The following is a 17,871-nucleotide window of genomic DNA, read 5'->3' as shown; positions in this document are numbered from 1 at the left end:
CTACTCTTCCATTATGGGAATGGATGGGGATATGGGTTAAGCTGTTCATACAATAACGGTTTCTTCACAAACCCTAGTTGCATGGGTACACTAAGTACCCTCTCCAACCCTTTTACACGGGTGAGGTGATGTCCAAATGTCATTGGTAGCATACCAGGAATCAATACCTTTACACAGAACAATCCATTGCGCTTGGTTATAGGCGTGGTTTGGTCAATCACAATAACATCAAGATTTAAACGGCGGAACCTCTGAAGGATATCCTGAAGATCATCTTTTAGATCAGTATTGGTTGGTGGTTCCTTAAATTCCTCAGCAAATGTACGTAAAGGTCGATGATTATCCAACAAAAAATTTAGTCGTTCCTCTGCTTCTCGCAGACCGTATAGCATACCATGGTCCTCCATAGTACGTACTGCGAACGGATCTTTAAGCATCCTTTTATATTTCTGTCGGTTTATCTCCAATTTTTCATCATCCCTAAACATCATTCCTGCAAGCTCGTAAATCGTGCTTTTTACAGCCCTTACAGGATCAGGGTTAGCACCTGCTGCACAAATAATGTTTACACCCTTGGATCTTCTGTTTTTTGCCACTGCCCAAACACTTGAAATTTCATGTTCCATCGTCGAATTGTAAAAATAAAGGTCATAACCTGTAACCTCAGAAATACGGTCGACCATCAGCTGTAATTCTATATCGTTAGCTGAACGAAGGTCAAGCCGCGGAAGAGGGAGCCTCGCATACCAGGTTAACAAGAACGAATCCCGCTCGACAACCTCCATAATAGCATGGAAAATGGCTTCCTCTAAAGTCCCCCCTAATGCACATCCGTTTGATGTTTCGTATATAAAGCCCTCCCCACAGCCCAAACTATAGTAAGCAAGTAACTCTGGAATCAGAATAGGACGTTCTTGTAAGAAAGAATAACCCCAGACCCAATTCATTGGGGCATCAGGATTAAAAGGTTTAAACGGAAAATGAGGCTTTTCATATTGATCCTTTTCATGTACACCAACACTTGTAGGATTTAGTGCTTTATTTTCTAAATGACGATAACTATCATGAACGACTGTCCTTTTTCCTCGAGGCTCGATCCCACAATATCTTTCCAATCCTTCTAAAATAGCAGTAAGCTCACTCATTTCATAAGAATTAGATCTCCCTGCTACTCCCTCATCTCCTCCAAACAGCGGCATGTTCACTAAAACATCAGCAAATGGTAGCCTGACATCCTGCATCTTCCCATTCATGAGCCCAGTACGATAATCAAGATAATCTTTGACTAGCACTGTTTTTAATTCATCTATCGAACGACTGCGATAACCGCCACCATTGATTTTAGGACTAGATTTTAACCGTATTTGAGCTAATTCTGATGTATCATTGGGTAATGAACTGCACATCGGGCACGATGGATTAGGCAAGAAAAAGTGACGAGAGTTCGATAACGTTCTCAGGTTCAAAATGAACACTTTTTCTTCGATGTTGCTGGATTCGCCTTGAAGAATCCGCCGCACTTCATTACTTATCAAAGTTGCCATTTGAAACAGACCTATTTGTGATGCCCAAGCATCTTGCAGTATAGCTTCTTCTTCTGGCATTCTTCCTTGAAACTTCCACATTTCTTGACGATCAGATCCCGCTATGATACGTCGCATGTCAGCACAGAAAGAACATCCCGATGTATCGGAGCGTACTAAGGGACCAATGATTCCCTCCCCAAACGAAATGAAACCTCGAAGCCAAGGGATACCAACGTCCCTGAATCTTTCTTCCGCTTTTTGATGAACCTTTGGATGCCAAGAATCGTGGAGCACCAGAGCCAATTCTGTTTCATCAGGAAAGTCTTCTAATATACTTTGACGCTTTATGAGAATGTTTCCGGACAATTGATTATAGACAAAATCTGCCAATAACCCCTTTCCATCCATTAGAATTAAGGATGCCATTATGATTCCTCCCCTCGAACTTGGACGCCAAAAACTCCTGCTAGTTGCTCTTTTAAAAAAGGTTCGATAGAAAGATCATAAACGAATAAGCGTTTCTTGTTTTCTGTTAGGACCTGAATGGAAGATTGTAATAGCTCAAATTGAGTTATTTCATCACAAGAAGGAATTTTGAGTTTGGATTCCTTCTTTTCAAGAAATTTGGCTGGCTCCATTTCATGCCTTTCCAGTGAATTCGTCTCGTTTTCAGTATTCAAAAGTGCTTGTTCTAATGCATTTCGTAATGCTAACGTTGTATTTAAACCTGCCTTAGTGGACCATCGACCATTATAACCTACTCCTATAACAGGGAAGCCTAGTATATCCTCTTTTTCATCGATGATTAGTGGACCATGTAAGGTAGTCAACGCATCTATATAAAATCTGCATTGTTTATCATCTATTGAACCTGGTTGCAAATCAAAAATCGTATTCCGTTGTTCCACCTTTCTTTCTTTTAATGTTTCATCTAAAAATCTTTGTAGCCCTCTACATACAGCCTCTTCGATTGTTTCCCCTGCTCCAATGCCTAATAAACCCTCTGGTATGGTTGAGTCAACATGATGATTCTGGCTTGAGAATCCCTTAACTTGTGCATCGATTAATTGTGTAACATACATTTCAATGCCAGTCAGCCCAGCATGTCTTTTTGCTTCCTCATGTGTAAAACCTGCACAAACAACTTTTTCAAGGAGCTCTGCTGGTCCGTAAGTCAACGGATTAACTGCTTGAACATAACATTGTGCCAGAGGAAGCTGTGGCAAATTACTTTCCTCCCATAAATGCAAAATTCCTATTTCTTCGGAAGTTAATCTACTAAAGTATTCCAATAGGTTACTAGTTGAGGTAATTCTGTTCAATTGCTGTTTAATCCTTAAATTAAGGTCTTCAATCAGCATGGTCGTTTTAGTTGTAGAGGTAACTAACGGGTGTGTGATGAATGATAACCAGTTTCCTTCTAATGTTTCAAAATTCAGCAGGTAAATTTGATTACTTTGAGTTGACCCTGCAATTCCTACAGCTTTCTTGAAAAATTCAAATACAAGGACATTGGCTAAAATCGATCCAGTTGTGTAAGAAAAATTGGTAGGCTGTCGATCGGCATGAACAGCAGCTTGATGGAGGCGACGCCATGCAGACTCCCAGCATCCATCTGAATCAGGATGAACGACTGGACCTGATAGCCCAACTTGCTCTAAACATATGGCAGGTAGAAATACCTTCCTCTCCTCTTTACACACGGAATTAAGTTCCCTTAGTTCATTTATATTTCCGTTCTGCGAGACATAAAGAACCCCATCATAGTCCTGCACCACTTGTTCCCAAAAACTTTTTTGCTTCCCTTTTTCAAAAGAGACCTCCATTACTTCAATCTCGGAATCAGTTTTTTGGGCATTCTCCACCAGTTCATAAATCCGGGTCCGATTAGTAGGTATTGAATCCGTAACCATAAAATGCAACTTAGGAAGTCCAGATTCGATTAATGCACTAACTAATGAAACGAGAATGGAGCCTGCACCGACTGCTAGAACTTTCGCTTGACGGTATTCTTGAAAGTGGTACGCACCAGAATCACCAAAATTCTCAATAAATTCAATTTGTGAAGAGTATTTTTCAAGAACTGTACGATTTAATTGGTGTGGACGATCTTGACTTACATCTCGTACAAACCCGTTCTTGTACAACGTTTCTCCAATCTCATATACTCTCTTCTTATAAGGGATTGTTAGTCCTTTTGTCAATTCACCTAATGTTTGCTCCCCGTTGAACATTGGCATCAGTGTTTCAATCCACAGATAGATGGTATTTCCTTTTATTCGGAATGAGCTTTCGTTATTTCTAAAATACACACCACCTTCTTGATCAGGTAGATAAAATGTATCTCTTTTTACCTTCAGACGTGCGGAAGCGTTAATTTTTGCCATTCAGCTCCTCCTTATTTCTAATCGATTCAAAATATGCACTACTATTTTATGTAGTTTTATTTGTCCCTTATGATTAATTAAAAAAGTAGTGCCCCTGCGATTAGACATGCAAGGACACTTTTTTTCATTAAATAACTAAATTTTCTTAATGAACGATTAACTCCCCCAACAGCGGAAACAGTTATGACATCTAAAACAGTTATGACATCTAAAGCAGTTAAAGCAGTTAAAGCAATTAAAACAGTTAAAACAATTAAAGCAACTGAAGCAACGAAAACCTCCACAACGATGGAAGCCTCCGCCTCCAAACAGACCTAATTGGCGTTCATCTTGACTATAAGTATCCATAGGCATTAACTCACCAACCTGGTATTGATCCATTTCCAAATTTTGCAGTTGGTTTTGATAATTTTGAAATTGGTTTTGATAATTTTGCATTTTTCTTCCCCTTTGTATTTAATTATCAGGTTAATCCAGCACCTGACTGGAGAGTTGAACGAAGTTTTTGATTAGATTTAAAAATATAAAAACACCAGATATTCCGTTTCCTCTCTTCAACAAAATATGATTCCTTTTAGGTAGTTGTTACTGATATCGGTGCCTATAATCCATTGAAGGTATCGTTAATACGGCTATGTAGAAATTTATTTCGGATGAATATTCATTTTATTTCTTACATGAAATCGATATACGTTAACAAAAAATAAATCCTGTACAAATGAATACAGGATTTGTTTAAACTTCTTAATGATTAAACTAGCTTTTTTTAACTTAAGCGGACTCTAGAGCTCTTATTTCAGTAAATCAAACCTAATATACCCTATTTATTGGGTAGTTAATTATATTTAAACATGCTGATCAAGTAGTCTTCTTCTGGAAAATCCCCGATATATTCAAATCCATTGTTACTATAGAACTCTTTTAACTTATCATTTCCAGCCCAACAGTCTAAATATAACGTTTGATTCATTTCTTTTACTAAGGAACAAGCAAATTGTGTGATTTTAGAACCATAATTTCTACCTTGATATTTTGGCAAAATAGCAATTTGAGATAGATATTTACTTATTTCACCAACAGATACCTCTTTGATCCTATCTATATCATATAAACAAAAGGTTCCTGTGATGGTTTCCTCACTGTTTAATAAAACATAAATGTAATGATTATTTATCTGATCTAAAACTTTATTTTCATCCCAAGGTTCAATCCATTGGTTGATTCCTTTTTGTTTCAAATCTAATGTAACCTCATTCAATATATCCAACACCCGTTGCAATTCTTCTACCTTTGCTAATCTAATTTGCATCTTCTAACTCCTTGTTACTATCTACTTAAATTCCTGCTTATAAATCCCAATACCATCATTTAACTGCCTTCCAAATCGTCCATCGATCTCTTTCAACGATCTTTCCATCTGTTGGCAAAGAATGATCGATATGATTGACTAAACGATTTAATTCTACATTATCTAGTTCATGCAAAATACTTCTTCCCGTTCTTTCACTTAAATCTTGTAGCAACTGCTCTTTCGTATCGTACACTTTTCTTGTTTCCCATAACTTCATTTCTTCAATGTTATTAAAACCAACTTTCTTTAGCGTTTCGATTACCAATTGACTCTTATGCCTGCGATTTAACTCTTTTTCCTTTAGTTTCGGAAAAAGTTCAAAGAAATACCCTCTAATATGACGATCACTACCCACTAAGAGGCAATCTTCAGGCGTACGGTCTTGAACAATATAATATCCACCATCCTTTAAGACTCGATTTCCTTCTGCGAAACACGAACGTAAGTCGTTGATATGGTGAATCAATGCCCGTTCAAGCAATAGATCATAATGGTTACTTTCTACACCTGTTTGAAAAGCACTTCCATTCTTAAAAGAAATATTTGGATAGTCTTTACAATTCTCTCTTGCACCTTCAAGCATAGCATCTGAAAAATCTACCCCCGTAACAAAATTGACTCCCATCTCCGAAAGTGCCTTACAGTATATTCCCCCACCACACCCAACTTCTAATGCAACAGATATATCTTCGATCGGCACAAGATGGGTTATCGCATCGCCCCATAACTTATCAGCCTTTCGACTCGTATAACTACCTCGGTTTTTGTTGCTATGAAAATCAATGCCCACTTCCATCCCTCCATTCCAATATAGTTTTTATCGTTATAACCGATTAATCACGTTCATTAACATAAATTTGACGCCTTTTCTTTCATACGAAAAATCGTTAAACGTACCAATTACATAGGTATCCAGCTTCGGATGATAAAACATAAACGCCCCTGTTATACCAGCGTGACCCCAGAGTGTAAATTTTTTAGGCATGAGAAGTGGCACTGGTTTAAACTGCATCATTCCATAACCATAGTCAATTCCGACACCATACTTTGCATTATCTCGCTTCATTTTCTCTAGCGTTTCTTTTTTTACTAATTGGTGAGAAGTTAATGCTTTCATAAACTTTAACAAATCTTCGCCTGTAGATACGACTCCACTCCCAGCATAGTCGATCCCTGAATATCCTTTGAAATTAGTGATATTGTGATGATTTACATAAAAATCTGCGACTGGTAACGTTTTTTTATCTATTGGATTAGATTCGAATAGGAATGATGAATGCGTCATTTCGAGAGGCTCGTAAATATATTGGTGGATCGCTTCATGAAGAGGTAATTGAGTCAATTTTTCAATGATCAATCCTAACAAATGATAGTTAGTATCGGAATATTTAAATCCATCACCTGGAGGGAAATGAGGTTTTTGATGAATTTTTGCCCAAGTGATGGCCTCCTCAGGGCTCAAATTAAAGTTGTGATCTTTTAGAAGTTGGTTTAATAATTGATGAAAAAAATCAGGTAAGCCAGATGTATGTTTTAGTAGATGTTTGATTTGAATTTGTTCTGTATAATTCTTTCCGTTATATACATGGATTTTTTCTAGCAGTGACGGTTCCAAATAGTTTGTGATCTTATCATCATACATTAATTTTCCATTTTCATATAACATACTAATGATAACGGATGTAAACAGCTTCCCGACGCTTGCCATATAAACGGGCTGATTGGTATCCATCAAACCATCTGCGATATTTATGTGAATGCCGTTCGTTTCCGAATGAACGAGTAAACATGCACTCTTTAGGTTTTTATCTTTTTGCACTTTTTTTCTAAATGAATGTTCAATGGACTTAATTATTTTTTCCTTCGATTTCGTTTGCATAAAAATCCCCCATTTCTAGTTTTCCTTATATGCGTTTCCACAAGACTTTCACCATTCAGTTACTTCCATACAATTTCAAAGATGATTTATTTCTTTCCAATAGCGAAACTATGGCTCCAGCAAACCATTGTGCGCTTCAACTCACCTTTAAATGATCAATGTTACTGATGTATTCCGTATATCGAATCAAAATGTATAGTTATGAAATAGTTTTAAGTACACGGATCATCGCTTGATAAGCCGCGCTATGACCTAAACCACTCAATTGATTGACTGTTCCTGTAAAGTATACATCTCGCTCGGGGTTATAAAAGGCAAATGCACCTGATTGCCCCCAGAAACCTAATACTTCTTGTATAGGACGAAAAGGTGAGATGAAACGAGGGGTCCATAGCTTTTCGAGGCCAATACCAAAGTAAAATTGACCAGGGAAATAAATCCTATTCCACCGCTTTAACATTTCAATCTCCTCTTTTTGAAAAAAACACCCACTGAAAAACGCCTTTAAAAATATCATCACTTCGTCCGCCGTCGAAACAATTCCCCCTTCAGGAGTAATGGAAGTCATATAATGAGGCAAATCGAGTTTCTTGGATTTATAATAGATCGGTGAGGGATTTGTATCATTTACATCGAAATAAACATACGTTTTGGATAAGCCAAGTTCGTCAAAAATAAACGTTTGAAATACATCTCTCATGCTCATCGTTGTTATGTTTTCTATGATTCTTCCAAGAAGTTGGTAGTTTGTATCCGAATAATTGACTTTGCTTCTTTGTCCTGGCTTAAATTTTGGCTTTAATTGCTTCACTAGCGTCAATGTTTCGTCTAACTTCCAGCTCCGATCGATCCCTTTGAAAAGTTCAGCTGCTACGGTTTTTCCATTGGGTTGTTTATAGGCAAAATAATCGGGTAGTCCCGATGTATTAGAGATTAAATGTTTAATGGTAATATCTTTTGAATAATCGACTCCGTCGAGTACATGAAGTCCACCGATGATATCTTCGGATAAATAGTTCGATATTGAATCGTCTAAATCCAGCTGTTTCTCTGTTTTTAATTTTAAAATGACTGCTGTCACATATAATTTCGTCACACTTGCAATAAAGTACGGATCATCATCTTTAAGGTTCCCAGCACTGCCTACCCAAGAAAAGTCATTTCCTTGTTCAACGCACAAAACCGCTCCAAAGTTGTTTTTCTTTTTAATCATTTGATTTACGATCTGTTGAAGGAATGCATCATCTACTTTTTTAGTCATCTTGCTCCTCCTCAAAAAATGAAAATACACCAAACTTCGCATGATTATCCATTATTCCTTTGCTTTACGTAATCTGGTCGCACTTATAATGTCTTCAGCAGCACTTCCAGAAAGTTCTATCATCTCATCCATCGTAAACTCCGTTGGAACTAGTCGATTTGCAACCATCATCGTCAAACCGATTTGAAAGGCTCTCATTTTTACGAAGATCATCATCAATTCATCATCTGTAAATCCCTGAAGGCCTGGATCCTGTTTCATGTGGGCGATAAAATCCATTTCTTGATCGTATTCTTGTAAATACTCGTTGGGATTCATTATTAAATCTCTCACAAGATCAGGATATTCTTCGGCAAATTTAAGACTAGCAATCCCAATATCTTTAAAGGGGTTCCCCGAATTTTGTTCTTTAAGCTTTTGTTCGCTTAATTCCACTATTTTTTTCATTACTGCCTTTTTAAGGTCCTCAACATCTGTGAAATTAACGTAAATTGGAGCTATGGAACTTCCGATTCGGTCAGCCACCTTTCGTATGGTAATGTGGCTAATGCCCTCTACTTTTGCGATTTCAAAAGCTGCATCTATAATTTGAATTTGTGAAAATTTCTTCTTTGGCGGCATAAAAAAATAGCACCCCTTAAATAACATTCGATATATAACATATGTTATATATCATTAATTATACATATTCTTCCTTTTATGTAAAGCCCAATATATTCGGATAGTCACAATGATATTAAACTTTTAATCTTTTGTATGTTCTTCTACTCTAGTCGCCACTACGAAAACTACGCCGATCGACCTTACCGATAGGCATTTTTGAAAACTAATCTAAATTATCAAGGAACGAAGAAAGTCCATTGCATGTACAACTAAAACACATTCCAAAAAATGAGGTAAATTACATTATAGAACTGATGACTTCATGGGAACGAAAAGGATTAGAAAAAGGGTTGGAAAATGGAAAGATGGGAAGGAATAATCAAAGGGAAAATCGATAAAGCCCGACGAATGATCCAAAAAGGCTTCTCCCATTCAAGGAATTATTGAAATCACCTAACGATCTGAAAATGAGATTAAGAAATTAAAGATACTGGAGAATCTATAAATTAATTATATGAAAAGGCAGACTACGCGTTGTATAAATCAAAAGAAAATGGTCGAAATCATTACATTAAGCGGACAATAGGATGTCTTATTGTTCGCTTATTAAACTTCACTATCAGTTCTGTCGAAAGCAAAGGTTTACCCCTAGATTTATTTGACCCCTTGGTTCACTCTTTCTCCAAGTAAACGAAATAATACATTTAATATTTTATTTATTGATTATATACTTCCCTTAGTTTTTCTATATCAATCTTCTTCAGTTGCAGCATCTCTTGCATCACTCTTGCTGATTTTTCTTTATCAGGATCTCGCATCATTTCTGATTAAGCTATTGGCACAACTTACCACGATAAACAATTATCCTTTATCCAACCACATGGTTCTGCTTCAAGTACTGCTGAAAGCCTTCCCACTGGTGGACTAGAATTCACTAATGATGCTGGTCTTTCTGAAAGATACATAATTGATATTGAAAACGGTAAAAGAAACCCTCCTTTCTATGTACTCTATAGTCTAGCAAAAGCAACCTGTACCTCTCCTACTGTCATTTATGAAGAAATAGAAACAAGAATGAAGATTTCGATATTAAATCTGACCTTTTGATAGTTTAATTTCACTGCAAAAAAAAGTAAAATAGAAGTCGGAAAAACATTCCAATAACTTATATTTTTTATTTGTACCAATGAATGGAGTTGAAAAATTTGGATCAGGAATTACGGAAACATCTTGAGCAACTTGCTGCGGCAAAAGGATTAACATTAAAGGAACTAATTGATGAGGTACAAAAGTTACAAGTAGAATCAATACATTTTACATTTTCTGCAGATTTCATAAATTTGCAAAAAGTATACCCAGCTCTCATTTTCCACGAATTTCATCGTTTAAATGAGCTGATTGAAGAAAATCAACTTTACGGTGTCTTTTTGCAAATAAAGGATGTTTTTGAGGTGATTGCCAAATATCCTGTCTTATATTATGTCAGTCTATTAAAACAACAAAAGTCGAAGCTAAATGATGAGCAACAGCAACTTATGCACGATATACTTTCTCAGGTGCTATCTTTAGGGCACTGGGAAACAGCCTTGAAAAAAATTACAAACATCTTTAAAAACCAAGATGCGAAATCGTCTGAACATGAAGCGATCGAAACGATTGCACAAACGGTTGGCAAGATTTATAAGGAGCATAAAATTGTAAAATGGCGTAATGATTACATTGGCCATGGGGCTTTGGGGAATGCCGAAAAAGAAGATTTCAAAGAAAAACTACATAAATACCTATCTATTTTAGAAAATTTCTTTCTCCAGAAAAACATCCAACAAGCTTTTCAACAACTAAAATATGTCTTACAGCAAAATGGTGTAGGTATTCAGTTAGCAAAAAAACAAGTACTTGAAAAAGCTTATTTAGAGAAAGAGGCAGATCACTTATTATTATTTGATAGTTTTTACTCTAATAAAAAACTGATTGGCTATTTAGATTACTCTAATGGGCAAAAATATTACCGTTCTCATAAACATATAGAAAAAGATTATCGAAAGTTTGTTCAATCGAATCATCAATCAAGCGTTCTTGATAGTTCACAACACATCCCACTTGATTTTATTAGTGAAGCATATGAACAACAGCTTCTAACCGAGCTAAAAGAAGATTTTGTGAAGCCAGAATATCTTTTCAATTGGCTAGAACACTTACTACACAACGATGTATCCTTCACAAAACACCTCATCATGGAAGAAGGAATGGGCAAAACGACGTTCATTCATGCCATTGATGAACGAAAAATGAATAAAGTGCCTAAGTCTGAAGGCTTTTCGCAGACAACGATTCGGACGATTTATTTCAACTCATTTATTCAAGATATTGAAAGTTACTTCAAAAATACCTTATTTGATGTGCTAACATCGATGAAAGTTCAAGGCGCAGAGCACAAAATTCCGCTCTATCCAATTGCAGATCACTTCCGCAATCAGCCAACAGAAAAAAATCTATTAGCATTATTAGACTTTTATCGAAAGATTTATGCTGAGTATACAGACAAAGAACAATTGCTAATCATCCTTGATGGATTAGATGAGTTGTCCCCTGATCAATTACAGTGGGTGCAAAAGCTTTTACCCATAAAACAAGCAGTATCAGATCATCTTTCCATTTTAGTAACGTCACGTCCAACAGTTACACTAGAAAAACCATATGACCGATACGTAGTTACAAGAGAACATCTTGATAACATTGAATTATTAGAGAAGTATTTAAAGAAACAAACCAATAAAGACGAACAAATCATTCGCACTCAACTATTACCTGTCACAGAATATCGCTTTCTATATACTCGTCCCATCGTGCTCGTTCAAAAATTTAATCAAGATCAGTTAACCACCTACAACGAGGTCGTGGATGAATTTTTAAAGATGCTGCATGAGCTATATACAGACAAGCATTGTTACATCTTGTATCAAGTCTTCGCTTTATTAGCAGTAGCTCCTAAAGCTTTAACTCTTGAACAAATCAGTTATTTACTCACTTTAGAAAGTCCCACCTTTAAAGTACTAGGCTTAATGCGAGATGTGAAATGTTGGTTAACGTCATACTGGGAAAATGATGCATATGTATACGAAATCCGTCATCAAAGCATAAAACAACAATTTTTACAAAACGATCAAATTCAAAGTGCCCTAGACATGCTTCAAAATATGTGGGATGCGATAGCTATCAAGCCTGTTGAACAGCAATTAACAGAAAAGGAAATGCTGTTGTTCTTACTATGTAAGGAAACTACAAAACAAAAGGCTGAGTATATACAAAACATTCATTCCATTATTAAACGTACCTATCCCTATGTCGAGTCGAAACGAGAAATGGACATACTCATTCTTTTAATGCGTGGTGCCCTTCCCTATGAGAAAAAAGAACGTGTTGAGCTACTCGACTATTATTTAATGGAGATGCATATAGTCAAAGGTGAGCAACAATCCGTTTATCAGGATATCAAAAAGGGAGCCTATCTACCAGTAATTACTTCGTCTAATTATGAAGCCATTGGTCGTACGTTAATTCTTGATATGATAATGGGCACCCTATTTCCGAATGAATACGTCTACGATAAAGAGCGTAATTTGGACCGTGCAATACTAGTAAAACCTTTCATTGATCAAAAAAACAAGCAACATATTATCGGTTTGAACATGGCTGGAAGTCGTATGATTGATTGGAAGAACTTCACTAAAGAATGGGCGAAATATCCTGAGCACCGCTATTTAATGGTGCAAGCGATTGATAGTAGAATCAATAAGTGTTTCAAAGATATGGATTGGGACGAAGGCGAAAAGATTTATGAACATTTTTTAAAGATAGTCAACCATCACTACCCAATTCCCATTTTAGCGGCTAGCTATGAAGTGCACTTAACTCATCTAAAAATGCTATTCAAGCGTTATGATCTAAAGCATGGGATATCAGAAATGCGGTTTAATTTACCATTCTTCGATATTGGTGACAATGAGTACTCCAACATTTATGAGCAAGAATCTATAGCGCTCTATACAAAGATAGTCGAAGCAGTTACTAACTTAACTGAACTTCAAGCTAAATTATTTGCTCTTAATCACCAAAAAGTTACAACTGATCATGCCCTGACATTAAGTTTTGTTCTAACTCAATCCATAGAGAGGAATATGAGTGGAGAAGTACTTTATCATCTTTTTGAAATTTGTAACTCTTATTTACGCTGGATTCATCACAGCGAGATCGAGAAAACTCCTGATCAAACAACTCTACTAGATATTATGGAAAAAACATATACGCCCGTTAAAGACACAGAAGTTAACTATACGAAAGAGTTATATGAAAAAGTTGTTGAACACATTCCAACATTGGATGAAAATACAGATCTCAACGATTTACTAGAAAATATCTTAACACTCGAAGATGAACAACTGAAAAGTCAATTGCTCTACCAAGGTTTACGTATAAAATATCTGTTAGTCCGCAATGGTGCCCAACCCATCGGTAACAGGTGGCATGAATATCTTTCGTATTTAGTAGAATCAACCAACTTAAAGCATTATTCCGATTTGGAAAAAGGGATCCTTCAATTCATTTATGCTTACGCCATCTATGAGCGGATGATGAACGATTCGATGGATGAAGCCACTTTTGGACCACTTTATCAGAAACACTTAGATGTATTAACAAAAGCCATCGAGATGCTACAATCTAGCGAACCGACTAACGATATGGATGTCTTGTTAAAAAAATTGGCCATGCTCTTTACCTACGAACAGGCCAATCTCGAAGCCAATGTATATCAAACAGGCCATCGCATTGTACAGCATCAAAGTTTATTTAACGTTGAAAACTAGGTATACAGTAAAGATTATGTATGACTACCTACCCTATTTATGAAAGGATGATATTCGATTGAATCCAATTCAAAACGACAGTCTTAAGAGCACGATTAGCGCAAAAGCGAATGAAATCTCAACAGACGGTTCTTTTAATCGACAAACGAATAGATTTACTACCCCTTTTGGAAATAACCCTGGTGAACTTCCTGTTGAAGCGAATCGTTATCGCTTATTATGGACACCCGCTTGCCCTTGGGCCCACCGTACGGTAATTGTTCGAAGTTTACTGGGACTTGATCAAGTGATTAGTCTAGGAACCGCAAGCCCTCTTCGTCCGAAGATTGCTCAAGTAGATTGGGAGTTTTCATTAGATGAAAATGGAGTCGATCCTGTTTTAGGCATTCAATATATGAGCGAAATTTATAAAAAAACAGATCCTGAATACAGCGGAAGACCAACTGTTCCAGTCATCGTCGATGTAACCAATCATCGAGTCGTCAATAACGATTATTTTAAACTAACAAATTATCTAGAAACTGTCTGGAAACCGTTTCATAAAGAACATGCGCCGAATTTATATCCTGAATCATTACGAGCAGACATCGATGCTTTAAACGAAGTCATCTTTCACGACATTAATAATGGTGTATATAAGTGTGGATTTGCTCTCTCTCAAGAAGCATACGAACAAGCATATGATCAATTATTTGCGAGATTAGATGAATTGGAGCAACGTCTATCGAACCAACGTTTCTTATTTGGAGATTATATAACGGACTCGGATATTCGTTTTTATGCTACATTAGTTCGGTTTGACGTAGCGTATTATTCTGCATTTAATACGAATCGTAACCTGATTAAAGAATTCCCGAATTTATGGGGTTACGTTCGCGACTTGTACCAAACAACAGGCTTCGGAGACACAACCGACTTTGACTCGATTAAAAAGCATTATCATATGTCCATTACAATTTTTGTAGATAAAGAGAATGTCAAAATTCTGCCAAAGGGTCCAGACCTATCGGGTTGGACGACTCCACATGGCCGGGAACGCTTAAGTAATCAAAAAGAAAAATTTTTGATCGACACTAAGGAGTGAAGATAATGATCCTACGTGATGCTCTATCAAAGGAATTACCCACCATCCGCCTGCAACGTGTGCAAGCTTATGAAGAATACGCCAGTGTACTCCCTGAAGGCCACTGGCAAGCGTTAAAACAATCGATCCTCTCAGAAGCCGATTTACAAGCTGAAGCGGAAATCATCGTCGCGGAAGTCGAAGGAGAAATCGCGGGCAGTGTCGTGCTTTTTCCCCCAAAAGTAAAAGCATACGAAGGATTTGGTGATGTACTCAATCACTATGAAATACGAATGCTAGCTGTAGCCCCTTCAGCCCGTGGAACAGGAGTCGCATCTGCTCTAGTCAAGGAATGCATTAACCGTACGAAAAATAAAGGCCATCGTTCCATCGGCTTACATACAGGGGAATTTATGAAAAATGCAATTAAATTATATGAACAATTTGGCTTCACCCGAATCCCAGAAGACGATTTCGAACCTGCCAATGATGGGATCATTGTAAAGGCGTTTCGGTTAGAGATTTAATTCCTGTACTAGCCCTTCATTGTCTGTTAGATGATGAGGGGCTATCCTTTACTAGATAAAGGGAATTCGCAATTATATTATAAAAACATATCCTCATCTTGTTAACGAATTAACTTATTGTGGACAAACTCAACACTTATTTTTGCAAGACGGAATGATAGGACGTCATCTTGCAAAATAAATACTAAAATATTCAATCAATTGCTCCAATCCTACTCGCTATACACACTTCTGTAATGACTCCAAATCCTGAAAGTGTCTTAGCCAGCCTGTTTTCACGGTAATAAACTCTAAGAATGTTAATTATCCTTTATATAGCTAAACCTTCTTTAGAACAAGAAATAGCAATATGATATCAATAGCTATCATATTGCTATTTCGCTGATTACCTAAAAAAATTATTATTTTACTAGTGATCTATCGGTTTAATTGTTATGTAATTATTTACTTTTTCAAGGTCGTTCTCAAAAGGTGCTAGACTTCCACCATGCTTGTACTTCACTTCTATAATAGCTAAAACATCTATTACCTCATCTTTTAAGTGACCTGTATGATCATCTAATCCATTTAAAACGACAATCGCCAAATCCGCAATCACTCCTTTATAATGAAACTCGGTAAAAATTCTTAAATTGTATTTAGCTAAGATACTCTGAAGTTGATTTCTCAGATGATAGTACAAAGCATTTTTTAACGTATCTTCTTTTAATAAGTAGGATGATTGGTAATCTTCAAATATATTTTTTACCCACACGTCCTTTATCGTTTGATCAATCAGTAATTGTAATTGTTTAACATTCACGTGATCACCTTTACTATTTTAATTTGTTTCTACATTTTCCTAAGCAAGGTCTGGTCTTTTGCAAAATTGTTATGTAAGTCAGCTATAAGAACAAAATCGCTAACGCGACTTAATCACGTCCCGAAGTTACTCATTAACTTCGGGACTTTCACTCGCTACTCGTAATGTGCCGTTACATTCTGGACACTCTAATTCTACTTCTTCCCCTTCTTCTAAATCATAGGAAAATTCACCAATAATAAACGCAGGAACCTGATCGATACAGCCACAATCAATACACTTAAATATTATGAACTCTTCTTTTTCACTTAAGTCAAGCCAGTCTCCAATGTCCTTAAATAAGTCATCTTCTTCTAGCTTTTGTTTATCCTGCTTTTTCTCGCTCATCACTTCTTCTCCTCCAATGTTTGATCATTTCAATTTCGTCCATATAATGATAGACCCAGCCATACTCCGAATGCCATATTCCTACTAGATCCATTTTCCCTTTACAGTGCGGACATTGAAGAGGATCAGTTTCAAAAGCTTCCATCATTCGTTGACGGTATGTTTTCTTTCTTCTCTTTTGTTCAAAGAGAAATTCAATCTGTTTCGTACGCATAAAGTTCCACACATTTATAATCTTTTTTGACTGCGTATTTTTTCGACGGCTGTACAGACCAAACCGTCCTACCATTCGAAAATGTTTTGGTGGTATATGTTGAATGAGCTCATAAATAAACCGATAAACAGACACTTTTTTATCGATCTTTTTGCCAGTCTGATGATCTTCGTACCAAAAGTGAACAGAGTTATAGTCATACTTTTCAATTCGATATTCGGCAATCGCTGGTCTAGCTAAATATCTCCCGATATATTTGGCAGCTCCTTTCGCATTCTTCATCTTTTTTTCTGCATTCACATAAAAGCCATGAGGGTACCGTATGTATAGCTGATCAACTAACTGTTTAACATCGGCTCGATTTGGAAACCATTTCATCATTAAATCCATCAATAATTTTTGCCAAGACTTTCTCAAATAATTATAAGGAATGAAATCAATTGGAACCCATTCCTTCTCCTTATCAATTGCGCCCTCAGTAACCAATGCATGAATATGTGGGTTAAATTTCAGGTCTCTTCCGAATGTGTGAATACCAGTTATGACACCAACTTCTAACTGTCTTTTCTTATTTTTCTTCTTATACCAAAAATCAAATACTTGTGCTACTTCTTTAGCTAACTCATTTAATTTTTTACGATCTTTAAAGAACACCTGGCGAAGCTCTTTTGGTACAGTGAACACCATATGACGATGAGGGACATCTAATATACATTCCACTTGTTTTTCGGTCCATTCATCTGTATATTTCTTTCCACACCTGTGACAAAAACGACTCTTACATGTAAAACATACGAAAACAGGGGCTGGATTCCCTTCACACCCTAAACACTCGTACTTTGCATATCCCGTATCACTAGATCCACAACGCATTGCTTTTTCCACTGTTTCTTGAATATCCTTTTGTAGTTTTTCTGGAAATAAGTTATTGTGTAGCTTCCAAAATCCATCAAAGTGATCCTTCAAAATTTGTTTAACAATACCTTGCTTCTTCACTGTACCGTTT

Annotated in this window: 14 protein-coding genes; 3 read left to right on the top strand and 11 right to left on the bottom strand. The window is 36.5% G+C overall.

Annotated elements, in window-relative coordinates:
* Positions 1–11: 11 nt before the first annotated feature.
* The 8 genes from BK574_RS04325 to BK574_RS04290 form a co-directional block, all read right to left on the bottom strand.
* Positions 12–1,952, bottom strand: coding sequence for a TOMM precursor leader peptide-binding protein (locus BK574_RS04325; RefSeq protein WP_078427656.1), 1,941 nt, complete (start codon positions 1,950–1,952; stop codon positions 12–14).
* Positions 1,952–3,913, bottom strand: a complete 1,962-nt coding sequence (locus BK574_RS04320; RefSeq protein ID WP_078427655.1) for a putative thiazole-containing bacteriocin maturation protein — start codon at positions 3,911–3,913, stop codon at positions 1,952–1,954. Before BK574_RS04320 ends, BK574_RS04325 begins: the two co-directional genes overlap by 1 nt.
* Positions 3,914–4,069: 156 nt before the next feature.
* Positions 4,070–4,267, bottom strand: coding sequence for a hypothetical protein (locus tag BK574_RS29140; RefSeq protein ID WP_420796987.1), 198 nt, complete (start codon positions 4,265–4,267; stop codon positions 4,070–4,072).
* 481 nt (positions 4,268–4,748) lie between these two features.
* Positions 4,749–5,222 (bottom strand): GNAT family N-acetyltransferase, encoded by a 474-nt coding sequence (locus tag BK574_RS04310; protein WP_078427653.1) that lies wholly within the window; start codon positions 5,220–5,222, stop codon positions 4,749–4,751.
* Positions 5,223–5,277: 55 nt separating this feature from the next.
* On the bottom strand, positions 5,278–6,054 hold the full coding sequence (locus tag BK574_RS04305) for a class I SAM-dependent methyltransferase (protein ID WP_078427652.1): 777 nt from the start codon (positions 6,052–6,054) through the stop codon (positions 5,278–5,280).
* Positions 6,055–6,087: 33 nt separating this feature from the next.
* The gene (locus BK574_RS04300) at positions 6,088–7,143 is read right to left on the bottom strand and encodes a serine hydrolase domain-containing protein (protein ID WP_078427651.1); all 1,056 of its coding nucleotides are present in this window, start codon (positions 7,141–7,143) and stop codon (positions 6,088–6,090) included.
* A gap of 199 nt (positions 7,144–7,342) precedes the next feature.
* Positions 7,343–8,404, bottom strand: a complete 1,062-nt coding sequence (locus BK574_RS04295; protein ID WP_078427650.1) for a serine hydrolase domain-containing protein — start codon at positions 8,402–8,404, stop codon at positions 7,343–7,345.
* A 51-nt stretch (positions 8,405–8,455) separates the two neighbouring features.
* Positions 8,456–9,025, bottom strand: a complete 570-nt coding sequence (locus BK574_RS04290) for a TetR/AcrR family transcriptional regulator (RefSeq protein ID WP_078427649.1) — start codon at positions 9,023–9,025, stop codon at positions 8,456–8,458.
* 1,187 nt (positions 9,026–10,212) lie between these two features.
* Between BK574_RS04290 and BK574_RS04285 the strand changes: the two genes are divergently transcribed.
* From BK574_RS04285 to BK574_RS04275, 3 genes are read left to right on the top strand one after another with little or no spacing between them, the layout of a single operon-like run.
* Positions 10,213–13,872: a P-loop domain-containing protein gene (locus tag BK574_RS04285; protein WP_078427648.1), complete on the top strand. Its 3,660-nt coding sequence runs from the start codon at positions 10,213–10,215 to the stop codon at positions 13,870–13,872.
* Between the two features lie 58 nt (positions 13,873–13,930).
* Positions 13,931–14,956, top strand: a complete 1,026-nt coding sequence (locus BK574_RS04280) for a glutathione S-transferase family protein (protein ID WP_169917336.1) — start codon at positions 13,931–13,933, stop codon at positions 14,954–14,956.
* Positions 14,957–14,961: 5 nt separating this feature from the next.
* Positions 14,962–15,462 (top strand): GNAT family N-acetyltransferase, encoded by a 501-nt coding sequence (locus BK574_RS04275; RefSeq protein ID WP_078427646.1) that lies wholly within the window; start codon positions 14,962–14,964, stop codon positions 15,460–15,462.
* Between the two features lie 409 nt (positions 15,463–15,871).
* On the opposite strand, the gene BK574_RS04270 is transcribed toward BK574_RS04275, so the two are convergent.
* The 3 genes from BK574_RS04270 to BK574_RS04260 form a co-directional block, all read right to left on the bottom strand.
* Entirely contained in the window at positions 15,872–16,264 is a 393-nt protein-coding gene (locus BK574_RS04270) for a hypothetical protein (RefSeq protein WP_078427645.1), read from the bottom strand.
* A gap of 126 nt (positions 16,265–16,390) precedes the next feature.
* On the bottom strand, positions 16,391–16,651 hold the full coding sequence (locus BK574_RS04265; RefSeq protein ID WP_142247897.1) for a hypothetical protein: 261 nt from the start codon (positions 16,649–16,651) through the stop codon (positions 16,391–16,393).
* Entirely contained in the window at positions 16,629–17,861 is a 1,233-nt protein-coding gene (locus tag BK574_RS04260) for an IS91 family transposase (RefSeq protein WP_078427644.1), read from the bottom strand. Before BK574_RS04260 ends, BK574_RS04265 begins: the two co-directional genes overlap by 23 nt.
* Positions 17,862–17,871: the final 10 nt, after the last annotated feature.

The sequence above is a fragment of the Alkalihalobacterium alkalinitrilicum genome, assembly GCF_002019605.1.
Classification (GTDB): Bacteria; Bacillota; Bacilli; order Bacillales; family Bacillaceae_F; genus Alkalihalobacterium; species Alkalihalobacterium alkalinitrilicum.
The sequence above is the reverse complement of the archived record's forward strand: the minus strand, read 5'-3'. Positions and strand labels throughout refer to the sequence as shown.